Consider the following 16,926-nt stretch of genomic DNA (forward strand, 5'->3'; position numbering starts at 1 on the left):
AGAGTTCTCCTTCGGGCGAGCTTTATGCCAAAATACATTGCTTAAAGACTACATAAACATACTCAAAAACTATCGGGTTTGAGTTTTAAAATGTAGTGCTAACTTGAAATAAAGGTGGAAAAATTGCAGCAGTTCGCTATTGGTCAACGTTGGTTATCAGATACAGAGACAGAACTCGGTTTAGGTGTTCTTATTGATGTTGATGAGCGATCGATCAGCATTTTATTCCCAAAAAGCGATGAAACTCGTGTTTATGCGCGAAATAATGCACCATTGTCCCGTATCATTTTCAATATTAATGATGAAATTCAGGATCAGGAAGGCCATAAATGGCTGGTCGAGTCGCTTGAAGACCGCCACGGGGTAGTTCGTTATAATGTTGTCCGTACCTTGGAAAATGGTGAACAGGAACGCAAAGCGCTGAATGAAACCCGTGTAGGTGCCCAGATTCAGCTTTCCAAGCCTTTAGACCGACTGCTGGCTAGTCAGATTGACTATAAAGAGTGGTATGACCTGCGTATTGAAGCACTCATCATGCAGGCACAAATGCAGACCAGTCCGTTACGAGGGCTGATTGGGCCCCGAGTCGGGCTTATTCCTCACCAACTCTATATTGCCCATGAAGTAGGACAACGCTTTGCACCACGTGTTTTACTGGCCGATGAAGTCGGATTGGGTAAAACAATTGAGGCTGGCCTGATTATTCACCAGCAGCTTAAAACTGGTCGTTCTGAACGTATTTTAATTCTAGTACCGGATTCACTGCAATATCAGTGGATGATTGAAATGCGTCGCCGTTTCAATCTGCAATTTTCGCTATTTGACTTAACCCGTACTGCCGCGATCAAGGAACATGATCCTGAGTTAAATCCGTTTCTGACCGAACAATGCATCATTGCCAGTATTGATCTGATGATTGACCATGATGACCTGCGTGAACAGGCGGTAGAAGCCGGCTTCGACTTACTGGTTGTCGATGAGGCACATCACCTGATGTGGAGCGAGGAAGAAGGCGGGAATGACCGTTACGACCTGATTGAGGAACTGGCTGAAAAGACCCCGGGCGTGCTGCTATTAACCGCAACACCTGAGCAGTTAGGGGTAGAGAGCCATTTTGCTCGCCTACGTCTGCTTGATCCTCAACGTTTCAGCTCACTTGAACGTTTTCTGGATGAAGAAGCGCAGTACCAGCATACAGCCCAGATTGCTGAAGTCTTAATGTCTGATGAGCCGCTTTCTGAACAGCATTTAAATGCTGTTCAAGACCTGTTGGGCCACCAGATTGAAGACCAGCCTGAACAGCGTTTCCGGGCCATTCACGAGTTACTTGACCGGCATGGCACTGGCCGTATTCTGTTCCGTAATACGCGGGAGGCCATCCAGGGCTTTCCTGGTCGTGACTGCCGTCCGGCACCATTGCCAGCACCTGAAACCTGGTCAATGGACGGTAAACTTCGCGAACAGATGTGGCCGGAAGAAGGTCAAATCGATGGCGCATGGATGGAAAGTGATCCGCGCGTTGCATGGTTAATGGAAATGCTGCGCAAAGATTTGAAACATAATAAGGTGTTGCTCATTGCTCGCAGCGGACCTGTAGTTGAAGCGTTGGAAAATGCGTTACGTCTACATGCAGGTATTCGTACAGCCATGTTCCATGAAGGCATGAGCCTGCTGGAACGTGACCAGGCTGCTGCATATTTTGCTGAAGAAAGCTATGGTGCGCAGATTCTGCTCTGTTCAGAGATTGGTTCTGAAGGGCGGAACTTCCAGTTTGCATCTGACCTGATTTTATTCGATTTGCCTGCGAATCCCGATGTTCTGGAACAGCGAATTGGTCGTTTGGACCGGATAGGTCAGCAGAACCGTATCCAGATTCATGTACCTTATCTGGTGGGTACAGCTCAAGAGCGTATGTTCCGCTGGTACAATGAAGCATTGAATATTTTTAGTAATATTTCACCAGCTGCACAGACTCTGCAGGAAAACTTTATTGTTGAGCTGAAGGATTGTTTACTGTCTGATCAGGGGCAAACCTTTGAGGATTTACTGGAAGAAGTGAATGTACAACGTCAGGCACTGGAGAGTGAACTGCAGGCTGGTCGTGACCGCTTGCTGGAATATAACTCTTGTCGGCCAATTGTTGCACAGGAAATTGTTCAGGCACTTGAAGATTATGATGACAATACCACTTTGCCAATGTTTATGAAGCGTTTTATGGCTTCAACCAATATTGATTTTGATGAGCAAAGTAATGGTACAGTAATCATTAAACCAACTGACCAGATGCAGGTTCAAGGTCTGACTCTAGATGAAGAAGGCATGACTGCAACCTTCTATCGCGATCAGGCCCAGATCCGTGAAGATGCTCAATATCTGACACTTGAGCATCCATTTACTGAAAGTGTAATGGAAGTGATCCGTACACAGTCTTTCGGGAGTACCAATGTTGCAGTACTTAAGTCGAATGCATTAAAGCAGGGCTCAGTATTGCTTGAAATATGGTTTAAGGTCGATGTAGTAGCGCCAAAGGCATTAAATTTACAGTCAAGCCTGCCAAAACAGTTAGTACGTGTATTACTGAGTGAAAATGGCCAGGATTTATCTGAAAAGATTGATCCTTCGATTTTGAAACCTTATCTACATCATCTGGATGGTAATAGTTGCCGTCAGGTGGTCAAGGCACGCCGTGAAGTCATTGATGCACGTTATAAACAGGCGCTGGATATTGCCAGAGTTGCATTGCCTGAGCTTAAGCAGCAGGCAAAAGAAATTTATGGTAGCAAATGGCAGTATGAAATTGACCGTCTGAGTTATCTGAAACAGTTTAACCCTAGTATCCGGCAGGATGAGATTGAACGATTGCAAAAACTGCAGAGAGAAGGCTTGAACTTGCTTGATGGCCTATCGGTTACGCCAGAAGCAATTCAGGTGCTGGTTGTAGTTAAACCTTAAAAATATTTAAAGAAAGAGCTTCCTTGGTAGAGGCTCTTTCTTTGTATAAGTATTTTGTATTTATGTCTGAGGTAACTGAAACAGGCAACGCCCCAGCTGCTCTATTTCATGGTCAAATTCATATTCACTATTTAGCATGCGATAACGGTTCTTTAGACCTGCATAGGCAGGATGAGCTGCATCTACATACACCCAGACATGTGATCGGGCTGGAAGGGTTGCTAAATTAACTGCTTCTAATGCTGGCCGTTTGATGGCTATAGCTATAAAAGGATTAATATAGGCATAGGACAGGGCATAATCTGCCTCCTGTTCAGAAGCAACAATAATATCTGCGTCAAATTTCTCACAGTTTTGATGGATAGTTTCTAAAATACAGGATTGAGGCTGAGATAAATCCAGTTGTATATACTGCTGCCGAAGTTTAGGGAAAGTATTGATCAGGCGCATTTCAGCTCCTTTAAAACTCACCAGATGGATTTTTTATAGCTGTTTTTACCGCAAACAACTACAAGGAAAGCGTAAATAAATGCAGTAAATATTTTAAATAACCAGACTTAAACTGAATTTTCGGAAAGAAGAAAGCGGCCTATTTAGCCGCTATTTTCACTGCTCTATAAAAAGATTATCGAATTTTTGATTCATCCAGATGACGGGCACCTTCAAGAATCATTCTGATCATGATCATAGTTTGCTCGGCAATTTCCTGCCGGTCACTTGATGGCAAATTAATAACCTGTGCACCCATATTAAACACCAGCTGTGTTATAGCTTTTGCTGCTATATCTGGATGTGCCATATTGCTATGATTTAAGCGTTCCAGTCGCACCAGATCTTCCTGGAGTTCTTGCTGGAAAAAGTTGAGCTGTCGGTCAACTGCTGCCTTATAAGATTGTGAACCGGTATAACCTTCGCGTAATAGCAGGCTGAGGTTACCTTCATCTGCATCTAACTGCTCTATAAATACGTTCACTGAACTTCGAATAATACTGCTCTGTTTCAGAGCCTTAAGACGTGCCTGGTGTAGAATCTGACGTAATACAATACCCGAACGTTCAATCAGGGCAATTGCCAGTTCATCAATATCCTTGAAATGCCGATAAAAACTGTTAGGTGCAATTCCTGCTTCACGCGCAACTTCGCGCAGACTTAAAGAAGAAATACTTTTTTGTGGACCAATCAGATTTAAAGCCGCCTGAAACAGTTCTTCCTTGGTAATGGTTGCTTTTCTCCCGACCGTACGTACAGGCATTTTTTCATGCAGAACAGTTTCTGCATGAGTATCTAGCTCTAGTTCGGCCGAAATTGAAGATGCGCTCATATATTTCAATACATTGAAAGAGTGATTCTATTATAGCGGTAGAGCGTAACGTTGTGAAACGAATACAGCAGATAAACTTATATACAAATGTATATACATGTGTATAATAATTAAAAACCACAGAGTTCAGATGTACTATGCAAGCTCTAAAAAAGCAACATTCGCCTTTATCCTTTTTAACTAGTTCCGTATTCGATACGGATGCAGCAAATTTCTGGCTAAAGAAACTAAATCCTTTATGGTCAGTTAACCAGTCATTAGGACAGATTGTGCATAAAGAAAAAGCGGCAAATGGCATATTCAGTCTGAAAATAAAGTGTAACCGACATTTTCGTATGGGGCAGGCGGGTCAGCATCATCCCGTATTTATAGAAATAGATGGGCGACGTTATGAACGTAGTTATAGCCTGCATCGTATAGATGAGCAGCATGTCTTATTAACTGCAAAACAGGTTGAACAGGGCGTAGTGAGTAACTGGCTGGCTAAACATGCTCAAGTAGGCGATCTGGTCGAATTCGGCCAACCCTATGGCGATATGATATTACCCGAAGCTTCAAATTTGGTGCTGCTGGCAGCCGGTAGTGGTATTACACCAATGTTAAGCATGATTGAAACGTGGGCAAAGCAGCCTGATGCTCTAGCTAAAGTTCAGTTGCTGTATTGGGTTAAAGATTATGAAGATGCAGCTTTTGAAGCAAACTTTAAAAAAGTTGCTGAGACAAATGAAAATTTCAGCTTCCAGATTTTTTATACTCAGCAGACAGATCAGCGTTTAAATACTGAACATTTATCTTTGGTAAGCCAGCCTGAACAGAGCGCGGTATACGCATGTGGTCCATCAGGTTTTGTCTCTCTGGCTGAAGAGCTATTCAGTCAGGCAGTGCTATTCAAAGGTGAGGCATTCAGTTTAAGTCAGGCTGATTCTTCTGATACAGGTTTCGTAAATATTACTTTGCTACAAAGCGAGAAAACAGTCGCCATCCCAAAAGGTCAGTCTATTTTGGCAGGTTTGGAACAAATGAACCTTAAACCAAAACATGGATGCCGTATGGGTATTTGTAATAAATGTGCATGTAACAAAGTGCAAGGTTCAACTAGAAATCTTGTGAATGGTGCTGAAAGTACCGAGCCTGGAAACCTGCTGAAACTTTGTGTGAGTTCCGCACAGACTGACCTTGTTATTGATCTTTGAGTGAGTTTGCATTATGAATATGTCAGTAAATTTTTCTACAGCAAAACCTATAAAAAACCAGTTTTTTAAAAATCCTAAAAATAGAGAGTTAACTGCAGATGAAATGAATCAGCTCGCCAAAGAGCTGGATGCCATCAAGCAGGAAGTATTAGATGATATTGGCGAGAAAGATGCCAAATATATTCGTCGTATTTATTCAACTATCCGCTATACCGGTGCAGCTGGACGTGCACTATTGTTTGCTGGCTGGTTTCCACCTGCTTGGGTACTGGGCACTGGCTTGTTAAGCCTTTCCAAAATTCTGGAAAATATGGAACTTGGCCATAATGTTATGCACGGTCAGTACGACTGGATGAATGATCCGAAATTCAATGGTCCGAAATATGAATGGGATATTGTAGGGACTTCTGAAAACTGGCGTCAGACACATAACTATAAACATCACACCTATACCAATATTAAGGGTATGGATGATGATATCGGATATGGCTTGTTACGTTTATTTCCAGAACAACGCTGGAAACCAGGCTTTTTATTACAGCCCCTATATAGTATTCCATTCTGCCTGTTGTTTCAGTGGGGTGTCGCTATCCAGAATCTTGAGATTGGTAAAGTCTGGATGAAGCGCAAATCAAAAGAAGAGTTTAAAGAAGAGTGGAAACCGTTACAGAAAAAAATTACTAAACAGTTGTTCCGAGATTATGTATTTTTCCCGCTAATTGCCGGACCAGCAGCATTACCTGTATTTACAGGTAATCTGGTAGCGAATGGTGTGCGCAACATCTGGACCTTCAGTGTAATTTTTTGCGGACACTTTACCAAGGATGTGGAAGTTTTTCCAAAAACTGTTCTGAAAGATGAGAGCCGTGGCCATTGGTATATGCGTCAAATTCGTGGCTCATCAAATCTTAAAGGCTCAGAAGCATTTCATATTTTAACAGGCCATTTAAGCCATCAGATTGAACACCATTTGTTTCCAGACGTACCTGCACGCCGTTACCGTCAAATGGCGCCTAAGGTTGAAGCAGTCTGTAACAAGTTTGGTCTGAATTATAATAATGCCAGTTTAGCCAAACAGTTTGGTCAAGTGGTAGGGCGTATTGTTAAATATGCTTTTCCCTTTAAGAAATAAAGTTAAAACAGTTAGACCAAGATATTGTAAAACCAATTTAAGCGTCTGCTTAACTATCACAAAGGCTATCTAAAGATAGCCTTTCTTATTCTCTAAAACTCAAATTTTATTTTCTGTAAATAGAAAATACTGATGAATATACTCAGGATTGAGAAGTATGAAGAATTAACCTTTAATAACTTTCTAATTTATTTATATTTTTTAAAGTTAATATAGGAATTTTCAGATATTTATATAAGCCTTAGTTTTCTTGGTCTCTATGTAAAAAGAATTTTTAAAATTTAATATCTAGAAAGAAAAAACCGGTGTTAGTGTATAAAAAAATGCCTGAAAGAAATTAACTTTCAGGCAGTGTTAGCAAAAAATAGATTATCTGAACTGAATGGTACCGTTAGCATTAACTGTAACTTTAGATTCACCAGCGGCAACATCCTGTACAGGAGCAGCCTCAGCTGTAGCAAATTTTACCATACTGCTGCGCATTAAAGGCTGGGGGAAATAATTATTGGTATTCAGGTTTAAACTAACCAGATTATATGAGCCTTTATTCCATGCTTGCGAGAGCAGCTGTGCACGCTGCTGAAAGTTTTTGGAAGCTTCTACCATCAGCTCATTTTCAACTTTTTTGCGCTGCGCATCGGATACCGTAAAATTAATTGATTCTGTCTGGAATTGTTGCTGCAGTTCACTAATGAGTTGGCTGGTCATACGAAAATCTGTACCTTCCAGCTGAATTTCTGCACGACCACGCCACTCTTTGAGTTTACGACTATCATTGTCATATACCGGATAGGTTGTTTGTGAACCTGTTTCTACCTTAACCTGCGGATATTTACGCGCAATATTCATGGCCCAGTTCATTAACTGATTAATCTGTGTGGAAAGCTCGGCAGGCTGTTTACTACTTTTTTCTATGAAAAGTACAGCATGCATTTCATCATTTGAAATTTGACGGCTCGCTTCGGCCTGAATATTGACCAGGTTATAATTCAGTTTCTCATTTTCCTGAGCAAAAATATGAGTACTAAGAGCAGCAGTGGTAACTAAGGTGGCAAGAGCAAGATAACGCATGAGAGAGCCTTTTGTTCGTTTTAGAAAGTTTTATTGCTTTATATAAATATATTAATGATAACAAATGTTGAATTTTTGAAGAAATCGTAGTGGCTTTGTAATAGCCAAGTCAGCATTTTATAAAAAATATTTAAGGATAAATTTTTTATTATCAGTATTTTATAAAAGTAATAGCTTGTAATCATGAGTTGACCATTATGTATAGTTGATTTGGTAAATTCTTGAGCGTGTCACATACTCAATAGATAATTTTATTTAGTGCTTAACCTCTACGTTTTTTCCAATAAAACGCGGTTATGAAAGTACACAAAAAATGTTTTTTTTCTTTAAAAATTAGGTATCATCGCGCTCCTAGTAATAAGATATTAAAACCTTGTGTCTTCACTAGATTCTTAACAAGCACCGAGTCAAAGGACCAAAAGTCACCAGACTTATTTTCTTTTACCCTTATCAGAGATGGTAATCCGATATGAGCGTTACTTCTGTAAACCCTGCCACCAATTCCACCAACGAATATTATTTGACTCGCCAAAGTCAGATGGAATCGAATGTACGTAGTTATCCGCGCAAATTGCCGTTAGCGATCGCACAAGCACATGGTTGCTGGGTTACCGATGTGGAAGGTACAAAATACCTTGATTGTTTAGCTGGGGCAGGTACATTGGCTTTAGGTCATAATCATCCTGCGGTGATTCAAAGTATCCAGGAGACACTTGCAAGTGGTCTTCCATTACATACACTGGATTTAACGACTCCTTTAAAAGATGCTTTTACTGAAGCACTACTGGCATCTCTGCCAGGTGGTCAGGAGGCTTACTGTTTACAGTTCTGCGGTCCATCAGGCGCCGATGCAACTGAAGCAGCAATTAAACTTGCAAAAACCTATACTGGTCGTAGCTCTGTTATCAGTTTTTCTGGTGGCTATCATGGCATGACACATGGTTCACTTGCCATGACAGGCAACCTGTCTGCTAAAAATGCAGTCAATGGTTTAATGCCGGGTGTACAGTTTATGCCGTATCCGCATGAATACCGTTGCCCATTGGGTCTAGGTGGTGAAGCGGGCGTAGACGCTTTAACTTATTACTTTGAACAGTTTATTGAAGATGTTGAAAGTGGTGTTACCAAGCCGGCGGCTGTTATCCTTGAAGCAATTCAGGGTGAAGGTGGCGTAGTTGTTGCCCCAACTAAATGGCTGCAAAAGATTCGTGAAGTGACTGAAAAACACAATATCGTGTTGATTCTGGACGAAGTTCAGGCAGGCTTTGCGCGTTCAGGTAAGATGTTTGCCTTTGAGCATGCTGGAATTGAACCTGATGTTGTGGTGATGTCTAAAGCAGTTGGCGGTAGCTTGCCACTTGCAGTTTTAGGTATTAAGCGCAAGTTTGATGCATGGCAGCCAGCAGGCCATACTGGTACATTCCGTGGTAACCAATTGGCCATGGGTACAGGTCTTGCGTCACTTCAGGTCATTCAAGAGCAAAATCTTGCACAGAATGCTCATGATCGTGGTGAGTTCTTGCAGTCTGAACTGAAAAATCTGGCAGCTGAATTTCCATGTATCGGCCATGTACGTGGTCGCGGCTTGATGATCGGTATCGAAATCGTTGACGAGCGCCAGCAGCCAAATCATATTGGTGCTTATCCTGCTGATGGTCAACTGGCTGCTGCAATTCAGGCAGCGTGTTTTAATCATAAACTGTTGCTTGAAAAAGGTGGTCGTAACGGTACAGTAATTCGTTTACTTTGTCCGCTGATCATTACTCAGGAAGAATGTGTAGAAGTAATTGCTCGCTTTAAGAAAGCAGTTGCTGAAGCTCTTGTTGCAGTTCGAGGCGCATAATTCATGGTAGATTTTGCAGAACACCGTAAAGCGTTACTCTGCAATGATGCTCAATCCATTGCTGACTATGAGTCAGCAATGGAACAGGCGACTAAAGCCGTAGCAGCATGGTTGCAAAACGATAAAATGTATACTGGCGGCAGTATCAAGGAACTCCGTGAAGCAATCGCCTTTCATCCTTCTAAAGAAGGGTTGGGTGTACAGAAATCGCTTGAACGTATGGTTGAGCTTTTTCTGAATAAAAGTCTGAAAGTACACCATCCACATTCGCTGGCGCATCTGCATTGCCCAACTATGGTGGCAAGCCAGATTGCTGAAGTACTCATCAATGCAACTAACCAGTCAATGGATTCATGGGATCAAAGCCCAGCCGGATCATTGATGGAAGTGCAACTGATTGACTGGTTACGCCAAAAAGTAGGTTATGGTTCAGGTCAGGCAGGTGTATTTACCTCAGGTGGTACACAATCAAACTTGATGGGCGTATTACTTGCGCGTGATGCCTGTATCGCGAAAAACTGGAAAGATGAAAACGGTAATCCGTGGTCTGTTCAGCGTGATGGTATTCCTGCAGAAGCAATGCGTAATGTCAAAGTCATCTGTTCTGAAAATGCACATTTCTCTGTGCAGAAGAACATGGCAATGATGGGGATGGGTTTCCAGTCAGTAGTCACTGTTCCTGTGAACGAAAATGCCCAGATGGATGTCGATGCACTGGAAAAAACCATGGCTCACCTTCAGTCTGAAGGCAAGATTGTGGCATGTGTAGTGGCAACCGCAGGTACAACCGATGCCGGTGCAATCGATCCTTTAAAACAGATCCGTGAAATTACCAATAAATATGGTGCGTGGATGCATATTGATGCAGCATGGGGTGGTGCACTGATTCTGTCTAATGATTATCGCTCTATGCTAGATGGTATCGAGTTGTCTGATTCTGTGACACTCGATTTTCATAAACATTATTTCCAAACCATTTCTTGTGGCGCGTTTTTGCTTAAAGATGAAGCGAACTACCGTTTCATGCACTATGAAGCAGAATACCTGAACTCAGCTTATGATGAAGAGCATGGCGTGCCGAACCTGGTGTCTAAGTCTTTACAAACAACACGTCGTTTCGATGCGTTGAAATTATGGATGACGGTTGAAGCACTGGGTGAAGAGCTTTATGGTTCAATGATTGATCATGGCGTGAAATTGACACGTGAAGTAGCAGACTACATCAAAGCAACTGATGGTCTGGAACTTCTGGTTGAACCACAATTCGCATCAGTATTGTTCCGTGTTGTTCCAGCAGGATATCCAGCTGAATTTTTAGATGCATTGAATCAGAATGTAGCAGATGAGCTGTTTGCCCGCGGTGAAGCTAATATTGGCGTAACTAAAGTGGGGCAGGTACAGTCTCTGAAAATGACGACCTTGAGCCCGGTAGCAACACTAGAAAATGTAAAGAATTTACTTGATCTGGTTTTAGCCGAAGCTGACCGAATCAAGGAATCAATTCAGCAGGGTAGTTATACTCCGCCGATTGCCTAAACATTGTTCCTATAAAAAGCCGGTGTCTATGATACCGGCTTTTTATCATGGTGAATTAATAACCTGGAGTTTCTCTCGTAATAGATTTTTTCACATAGAATAATTTAGGAAGTATAGGAGGGAACTTTATTCTTGAGCATAAAGTGATTCTGTTCTTTAAATTTTTTCAAAACAATGTAAGATTTTATGTGACCAATAAAATCACAAGATAATAATTTTTCTGTCACAAAGTGCGAAAGCTGCTCCAGATTTTCTGCTACTACTTTTAAAATAAAATCTGCATCGCCACTTAAAGAAAAAGCATCCTGTATACATTCTTCACTTTCAATCAGCTCCTGAAATGCTAGCTGGTTTTTGGCTTCATGTACTCTTAAATTTACATGGACCATTGCAGTAACTTCAAGGCCTAAGGCTTGCTGGTGAATACGTGCGGTATACCCGATGATGATTCCTTTCTGTTCTAGAAATTGCCGTCTGCGCGAGCATTGTGATGCTGACAGTCCAATAAGCTCACCCATTTCCTGATTGGTCAATCTGCCATTTCTCTGCAACGCCTGAATGATTTGCCAGTCAAATTTATCCATTATATGCACCTTATTCCTTTATGATACACATATCATGTATTTTTATTAAAATCCGTTTCTATTATGCATGAAATATAAGTTTTAGATGAAATATTATCTTTCTATGGAATAAAAATAGATGAGAAGGATGATAAAAATGTTCATGGAAATCGGTAATTTTTTAAATAAACGGTTAAGCGAACTGGGTATCAAGCATATTTTTGGTGTGCCAGGTGATTTCAATCTATCTTATCTGGAACAAATTGAAGCTGATTCGAAAATTGAATTCATTGGTAACTGTAATGAACTTAACGCAGCATATGCTGCTGATGGTTATGCGCGTATTAATGGTTTCTCTGCATTGGCCACCACTTACGGTGTTGGTGACCTGAGCGCCATTAATGGAATTGCGGGGGCCTATACAGAGAATGTACCCCTGATCCATATTTCAGGCATTCCACCACTGCATGCTGTTACTCAGGGTGCTTTAATACATCATACCTTGGTTGATGGTAATTATGACAATATCATGAACTGCATGCGTGAGTTTACGGTAGCCCAGACCCGTCTGACACCTGCCAATGCTGCTTCAGAAATTGACCGGGTACTGCGCCAGTGCGCACTAGAACGCCGTCCGGTACATATTCAGCTGCCTTCCGATATTACCCATGTGAAGATTCAGATAGATGATCAACCGCTGTGTCTGGAACGTCCGGTAAGTGATCCTGAAATACTTGAACAGGCAGTAGACGAATTATTTAAATGCTTATCTCAAGCAAAAAAACCTGCTCTACTAATTGATAATGAAGCCGATATTTTTAATGTCACAACATTATTAGCTGAACTTTCTGCCAAAACAGGTATCTCTTATGCCTGTCTTCCCACAGCTAAAAATATTATGGATGAATCATCACCACATTATGCAGGTGTGTATGTTGGTGCGGCCAGTCAACTATCTGTAAGAAACCTGATCGAATGTACAGACTGCCTGATTGGAATCGGAGCCAGATTTACCGATATTGGTACAGGTATGTTTTCACATAAAATCAATAAAGACAGCTATATTGAAATTAAACGGTATGAAGTCAATACTGCACGTAAAAACTTCCCGGGAATTGAAATGGGCGAATTGCTGACAGCACTGAATCTACGGGTCACAGCTAAAAAGTCACTTAAACCTACACTTGAGACGCCAGCCACTGAGCGAATTCAGGTAGCAGAACACCAGAAGCTGTCGCATGAAATCCTTTGGAAATATATTGGTAATTTCTTTAAAGCAGATGATGTAATTCTGGGTGAAGTGGGAACATCAAATACAGCATTATCTGGGCTACGTTTACCGGTAACTGCCAAGTATATCTGCCAGCCTATATGGGGCTCAATCGGTTATACCTTGCCTGCATTACTTGGCAGTTTGCTCGCTGCACCAAAACGTCGGCAAATTTTATTTATTGGCGATGGTTCATTGCAACTTACAGTGCAGGAGCTTTCTACGATTATCCGTTATGGTCTCAAACCCATTATTTTTGTACTCAACAATGGGGGTTATACGATTGAACGATTAATTCTGGGTGAAAATGCCAGCTATAACGATATTCAGAACTGGAAATATACTGAATTGGTACAGGTGTTCAATGGTAAAGAAAAATATCAGACCTGTATGGTCGAGACCGCTGGCCAGCTAAAAAATGCGTTAGATCAGGTAGAGGCATATGATGGTTTAAGCCTGATTGAACTTAAATTACCGGCAATGGATGCTCCGGTGAGCCTGCTTAAATTTGCTGATGTCGTAGCGCGTTATGACTATGGTAATTTCGGCTACCAAAAACTTAAAACACAACAGCACTATGTAGAATGCAAAAATGCAATATCTTTCTAATTTTTTAAAAATCAATCGGTTATTTTTTTATAAATTATTTTAATCCGACCTTGAGGAGCACTGGTTTTTACTCGGTGCTCCTGACTTAATTTCTCTAAACAATGATAAAGGGTGTAAAGGATATTACGCCTTCAATGGAGATAAAACTGTGGACACAAATCAAAATACATTGAAGAAAGGTCTCTCTAACCGGCATATACAGCTGATTGCACTAGGAGGCGCTATTGGAACCGGATTATTTCTGGGAATTTCACAAACCATTAAACTTGCTGGCCCTTCAGTTTTACTGGGGTATGCAATTGCAGGCATCATCGCTTTCCTCATTATGCGTCAACTGGGAGAAATGGTGGTAGAGGAACCTGTGAGCGGTTCATTTAGCTATTTTGCTAATAAATATTGGGGCCGTATGGCAGGTTTCATGTCTGGGTGGAATTACTGGGTTTTATATGTACTGGTAAGCATGGCTGAATTGAGTGCTATTGGAACATTTATACAGTTCTGGTGGCCTGAAATACCCACTTGGATTACTGCAATGGGGTTTTTTATACTGATTAATGGCATTAACTTTATTAATGTCCGTTTTTTTGGAGAAACAGAATTTTTATTTTCCTGCATTAAAATTATTGCCATCTTGAGTATGATTGGTTTTGGTGCCTATTTATTGTTTTCAGGTGCCGCTGGGCCAGAAGCCGGAATAGCCAATTTATGGCAGCACGGCGGATTTTTCCCAAATGGTATTTCTGGCCTGGTAATGGCTATGGCAGCTATTATGTTTGCATTTGGCGGACTAGAGCTAATTGGAATTGCAGCCGCAGAAACACGAAATCCTGAGAAAAATATTCCAAAAGCTACGAACCAGATTGTTTACCGTATCTTGATTTTTTATATTGGCGCAATCGGTATTCTGTTGAGTTTATATCCCTGGAATCAGGTGGCACAAGGGGGGAGCCCATTTGTACTAATTTTCCAGTCTTTAAATAATCATGGTGTAGCCAATGTCTTGAATCTGGTCGTAATGATCGCAGCAGTTTCAGTTTATAACAGTTGTATTTACTGTAATAGTCGTATGCTGCACGGACTGGCAGAACAGGGCAATGCACCGCAGTTTCTAAAAAAAGTGAATCATCGTGGAATTCCAGTCGCAGCCTTGGCTGTATCCGGTTCGATTACTGCACTTTGCGTAGTCATTAACTATATTATTCCAGAAAAAGCGTTTGGTTTTCTTATGATGCTGGTGGTTGCTGCATTAGTAATTAACTGGCTTATGATTTCAGTCACTCATTTGAAGTTTGTAAAAGTGATGAAGCAGCAACACAGGCTGACTGCATTTAAAGCTATTGCCAGTCCTTGGACAAATTATTTAACGATTGCTTTTATGTTTTTCATTTTAACGATCATGAGCCTGACACCAGATATGCGCTCAGCCGTTATTTTGGCACCTGTATGGCTCAGTGCACTGGCCATTATGTATTTTGTCTATTATCGCAAAAGAAATGTTATATTGACTGGGGGGATCCAGCCTAATCCTTAAAAACAGTTATTTAAGTATTTTGTTTTCTATATAAAGAGAGATCGAATGATCTCTTTTTTTCAATTCAAGAGGAGATTTGAAAACTGGAGTAAGTCCTGATTTTAAAGTGGATTTTATATTTTTATGTTAAAACTATAAATTAATGAACAATAAATATTTTAAGACAAATCTATAAACCAATGGTCCAGTTTTTAGATTTCAGGTATTAATCACTTTCCTTTAAAATTTTTTTAACTGAGCCTATTAGAATACTTCAATCTATAAATTTCTATTTATAGGTCTGGAGAAGGTATACAAATGCTCTGCTTGATCGCACTCCCATAGCAGGGGACTCATTGATGAAATTCTTATTAGGCTTAAATATCTGTTAGCTAGTACACTATTTATGTAGTGAGCTATATCACATCTTATAAATATAGAAAGCTCAATTCTAACTTTTATAGATTAGTCATACTGAAATTTTTTAAGATAACTCAGAATCTGTATAGATCTATTACAGTGAAAAACTACCTTAATAAAAGTGATACAGAATTAATTCTAGTTTATAAGATGTCGGGATTAAATGTTTGACCCAATCTCTTTAATATAATTTTAAATGTTAATCTTGTTATTTGAAAAAATTTAAAATAAAAATTCTAATATAATTATATAGTTAATTTAATATATGAAGTGCTCTAGATGAGATCATGAAAGTGTCATAAAGGTGTAACTTATTTGTCATATTTTAAACTCAAAATGCACTTATCCAAAATGTACTAACACTGTAAACAAGTGGAGTACGGAAAAATTGCAAAATTAAGAGAGAAGAGAATGCGCTTAAATCCACGTCATGTTGGCATCATTTTAGCAGTTACTGGGGCAGCTGCAGCAACAACCGCGAATGCGGCTCGCGATACCATTCAGATTGCCGGTTCTTCAACCGTCCTTCCATATGTGAGTATTGTTGCTGAAGAGTTTGGTAATACTTTTCCACAATTTAAAACACCAGTTGTAGGTTCTGGTGGCACTTCAGGCGGACTAAAACAGTTCTGTCAGGGTGTAGGCGACAATACAATTGATATTGCAAATGCATCACGTGAAATTAAAGATACTGAACTTGCTAGCTGTAAAAAAGCTGGTGTAAACAAAGTTCAGGAAATCAAGATCGGTTATGACGGTATTGTATTTGCATCAAATGCCAACAAGGCAGCATTCAAGTTAAAGCCTTACCATGTATATGCGGCACTGGCAGAAAAACTGCCTTCTAAAGGTAAACTGGTTGCTAACCCGTATACTCGCTGGAACCAGATTGACAAGACCTTGCCAAATGAACCGATTACTTTAGTTATTCCTGCATCTAACCATGGTACACGTGAAGTGTTCCAGGAAAAAATGGTTGATCTGGGCTGTAAGGCATATGAGTACAACAAGAATCTAGATAAAGATACTCAAAAAACTGTATGTTCGACTTTCCGTAAAGATGGTCGTGTCATTGAAATCTCAGGTGACTATACTGAAACACTCAGCCGTCTGAAAACAAATCCGAGCGCAGTTGGTGTATTTGGTCTAGGTTTTTATGACCAGAACCGTGACCGCCTGCGTGTAGCATCAGTAAATAATGTAACACCGTCTGAAGCAACTATCCTTTCTGGTAAGTACCCTGTTTCCCGTCCACTGTTCTTCTATGTAAAAGGTGAGCACCTGAAATCAATCAAAGGACTTGAGCAGTATGTAGAATACTTCCTGAATAAAAAGGTTTCAGGTAAAGGTTCTAAACTTGAAAAGGCTGGCTTGATTTCACTGTCTGACTCAGAACGTGCCAAAGTACTGGCAAATTTTAAAGCAGGTAAAACTGTTCAGTAAGGTGGACTTATTCAAGACTGATGGCAGGGAAGACCTGCCATCAGCTTTCGCGTAAATAAGATT

12 protein-coding genes are annotated in these 16,926 nt (G+C 40.6%); 8 read left to right on the plus strand and 4 right to left on the minus strand.

Features of this window, described 5'->3' with window-relative positions:
• Positions 1 to 114 precede the first annotated feature (114 nt).
• Complete coding sequence (gene rapA, locus ACRAD_RS04495; protein ID WP_010700104.1) at positions 115 to 2,952, plus strand: RNA polymerase-associated protein RapA; 2,838 nt, start codon at positions 115 to 117, stop codon at positions 2,950 to 2,952.
• Between the two features lie 60 nt (positions 2,953 to 3,012).
• Here rapA and ACRAD_RS04500 read toward each other — a convergent pair whose 3' ends face one another.
• Together ACRAD_RS04500 and fabR are read right to left on the minus strand one after the other, a co-directional pair.
• Positions 3,013 to 3,402 carry a hypothetical protein gene (locus ACRAD_RS04500; RefSeq protein ID WP_005025291.1) on the minus strand — a complete coding sequence of 130 codons (390 nt, stop codon included), beginning with the start codon at positions 3,400 to 3,402 and terminating at the stop codon, positions 3,013 to 3,015.
• 175 nt (positions 3,403 to 3,577) lie between these two features.
• Positions 3,578 to 4,273, minus strand: coding sequence for an HTH-type transcriptional repressor FabR (gene fabR / locus ACRAD_RS04505; RefSeq protein WP_005025294.1), 696 nt, complete (start codon positions 4,271 to 4,273; stop codon positions 3,578 to 3,580).
• 137 nt (positions 4,274 to 4,410) lie between these two features.
• Here fabR and ACRAD_RS04510 point away from each other — a divergent pair, with 137 nt between their 5' ends.
• Positions 4,411 to 5,466: a flavin reductase family protein gene (locus ACRAD_RS04510; protein ID WP_005025296.1), complete on the plus strand. Its 1,056-nt coding sequence runs from the start codon at positions 4,411 to 4,413 to the stop codon at positions 5,464 to 5,466.
• A gap of 19 nt (positions 5,467 to 5,485) precedes the next feature.
• Positions 5,486 to 6,598 (plus strand): fatty acid desaturase family protein, encoded by a 1,113-nt coding sequence (locus ACRAD_RS04515; RefSeq protein ID WP_005404239.1) that lies wholly within the window; start codon positions 5,486 to 5,488, stop codon positions 6,596 to 6,598.
• A 369-nt stretch (positions 6,599 to 6,967) separates the two neighbouring features.
• On the opposite strand, the gene ACRAD_RS04520 is transcribed toward ACRAD_RS04515, so the two are convergent.
• Positions 6,968 to 7,669: an SIMPL domain-containing protein gene (locus ACRAD_RS04520; RefSeq protein WP_005025299.1), complete on the minus strand. Its 702-nt coding sequence runs from the start codon at positions 7,667 to 7,669 to the stop codon at positions 6,968 to 6,970.
• Positions 7,670 to 8,138: 469 nt separating this feature from the next.
• Between ACRAD_RS04520 and ACRAD_RS04525 the strand changes: the two genes are divergently transcribed.
• Positions 8,139 to 9,512 carry a diaminobutyrate--2-oxoglutarate transaminase gene (locus ACRAD_RS04525; RefSeq protein WP_005025302.1) on the plus strand — a complete coding sequence of 458 codons (1,374 nt, stop codon included), beginning with the start codon at positions 8,139 to 8,141 and terminating at the stop codon, positions 9,510 to 9,512.
• Positions 9,513 to 9,515: 3 nt separating this feature from the next.
• Positions 9,516 to 11,048 carry a pyridoxal phosphate-dependent decarboxylase family protein gene (locus ACRAD_RS04530; RefSeq protein ID WP_005025304.1) on the plus strand — a complete coding sequence of 511 codons (1,533 nt, stop codon included), beginning with the start codon at positions 9,516 to 9,518 and terminating at the stop codon, positions 11,046 to 11,048.
• A gap of 104 nt (positions 11,049 to 11,152) precedes the next feature.
• Here the strand turns inward: ACRAD_RS04530 and ACRAD_RS04535 are convergent, their stop codons facing one another.
• On the minus strand, positions 11,153 to 11,632 hold the full coding sequence (locus ACRAD_RS04535; protein ID WP_005025307.1) for an Lrp/AsnC family transcriptional regulator: 480 nt from the start codon (positions 11,630 to 11,632) through the stop codon (positions 11,153 to 11,155).
• Positions 11,633 to 11,768: 136 nt separating this feature from the next.
• Between ACRAD_RS04535 and ACRAD_RS04540 the strand changes: the two genes are divergently transcribed.
• From ACRAD_RS04540 to ACRAD_RS04550, 3 genes are all read left to right on the plus strand, one after another.
• Positions 11,769 to 13,490 (plus strand): alpha-keto acid decarboxylase family protein, encoded by a 1,722-nt coding sequence (locus tag ACRAD_RS04540; RefSeq protein ID WP_005025308.1) that lies wholly within the window; start codon positions 11,769 to 11,771, stop codon positions 13,488 to 13,490.
• A gap of 148 nt (positions 13,491 to 13,638) precedes the next feature.
• Positions 13,639 to 15,021 carry an amino acid permease gene (locus ACRAD_RS04545; protein ID WP_005025310.1) on the plus strand — a complete coding sequence of 461 codons (1,383 nt, stop codon included), beginning with the start codon at positions 13,639 to 13,641 and terminating at the stop codon, positions 15,019 to 15,021.
• 810 nt (positions 15,022 to 15,831) lie between these two features.
• Entirely contained in the window at positions 15,832 to 16,863 is a 1,032-nt protein-coding gene (locus ACRAD_RS04550; protein WP_005025312.1) for a substrate-binding domain-containing protein, read from the plus strand.
• The last annotated feature ends 63 nt before the right edge of the window (positions 16,864 to 16,926 follow it).

Source organism: Acinetobacter radioresistens DSM 6976 = NBRC 102413 = CIP 103788, from assembly GCF_006757745.1.
Taxonomy (GTDB): domain Bacteria; phylum Pseudomonadota; class Gammaproteobacteria; order Pseudomonadales; family Moraxellaceae; genus Acinetobacter; species Acinetobacter radioresistens.

Excerpts from the sequence above, each read along its gene's own strand:
- ACRAD_RS04525 (WP_005025302.1), top strand. The coding sequence starts at position 8,139 with ATGAGCGTTACTTCTGTAAACCCTGCCACCAATTCCACCAACGAATAT.
- ACRAD_RS04510 (WP_005025296.1), top strand. The coding sequence starts at position 4,411 with ATGCAAGCTCTAAAAAAGCAACATTCGCCTTTATCCTTTTTAACTAGT.
- fabR (WP_005025294.1), bottom strand. The coding sequence starts at position 4,273 with ATGAGCGCATCTTCAATTTCGGCCGAACTAGAGCTAGATACTCATGCA.
- ACRAD_RS04520 (WP_005025299.1), bottom strand. The coding sequence starts at position 7,669 with ATGCGTTATCTTGCTCTTGCCACCTTAGTTACCACTGCTGCTCTTAGT.
- ACRAD_RS04550 (WP_005025312.1), top strand. The coding sequence starts at position 15,832 with ATGCGCTTAAATCCACGTCATGTTGGCATCATTTTAGCAGTTACTGGG.
- ACRAD_RS04530 (WP_005025304.1), top strand. The coding sequence starts at position 9,516 with ATGGTAGATTTTGCAGAACACCGTAAAGCGTTACTCTGCAATGATGCT.
- ACRAD_RS04500 (WP_005025291.1), bottom strand. The coding sequence starts at position 3,402 with ATGCGCCTGATCAATACTTTCCCTAAACTTCGGCAGCAGTATATACAA.
- ACRAD_RS04515 (WP_005404239.1), top strand. The coding sequence starts at position 5,486 with ATGTCAGTAAATTTTTCTACAGCAAAACCTATAAAAAACCAGTTTTTT.
- ACRAD_RS04535 (WP_005025307.1), bottom strand. The coding sequence starts at position 11,632 with ATGGATAAATTTGACTGGCAAATCATTCAGGCGTTGCAGAGAAATGGC.
- ACRAD_RS04540 (WP_005025308.1), top strand. The coding sequence starts at position 11,769 with ATGTTCATGGAAATCGGTAATTTTTTAAATAAACGGTTAAGCGAACTG.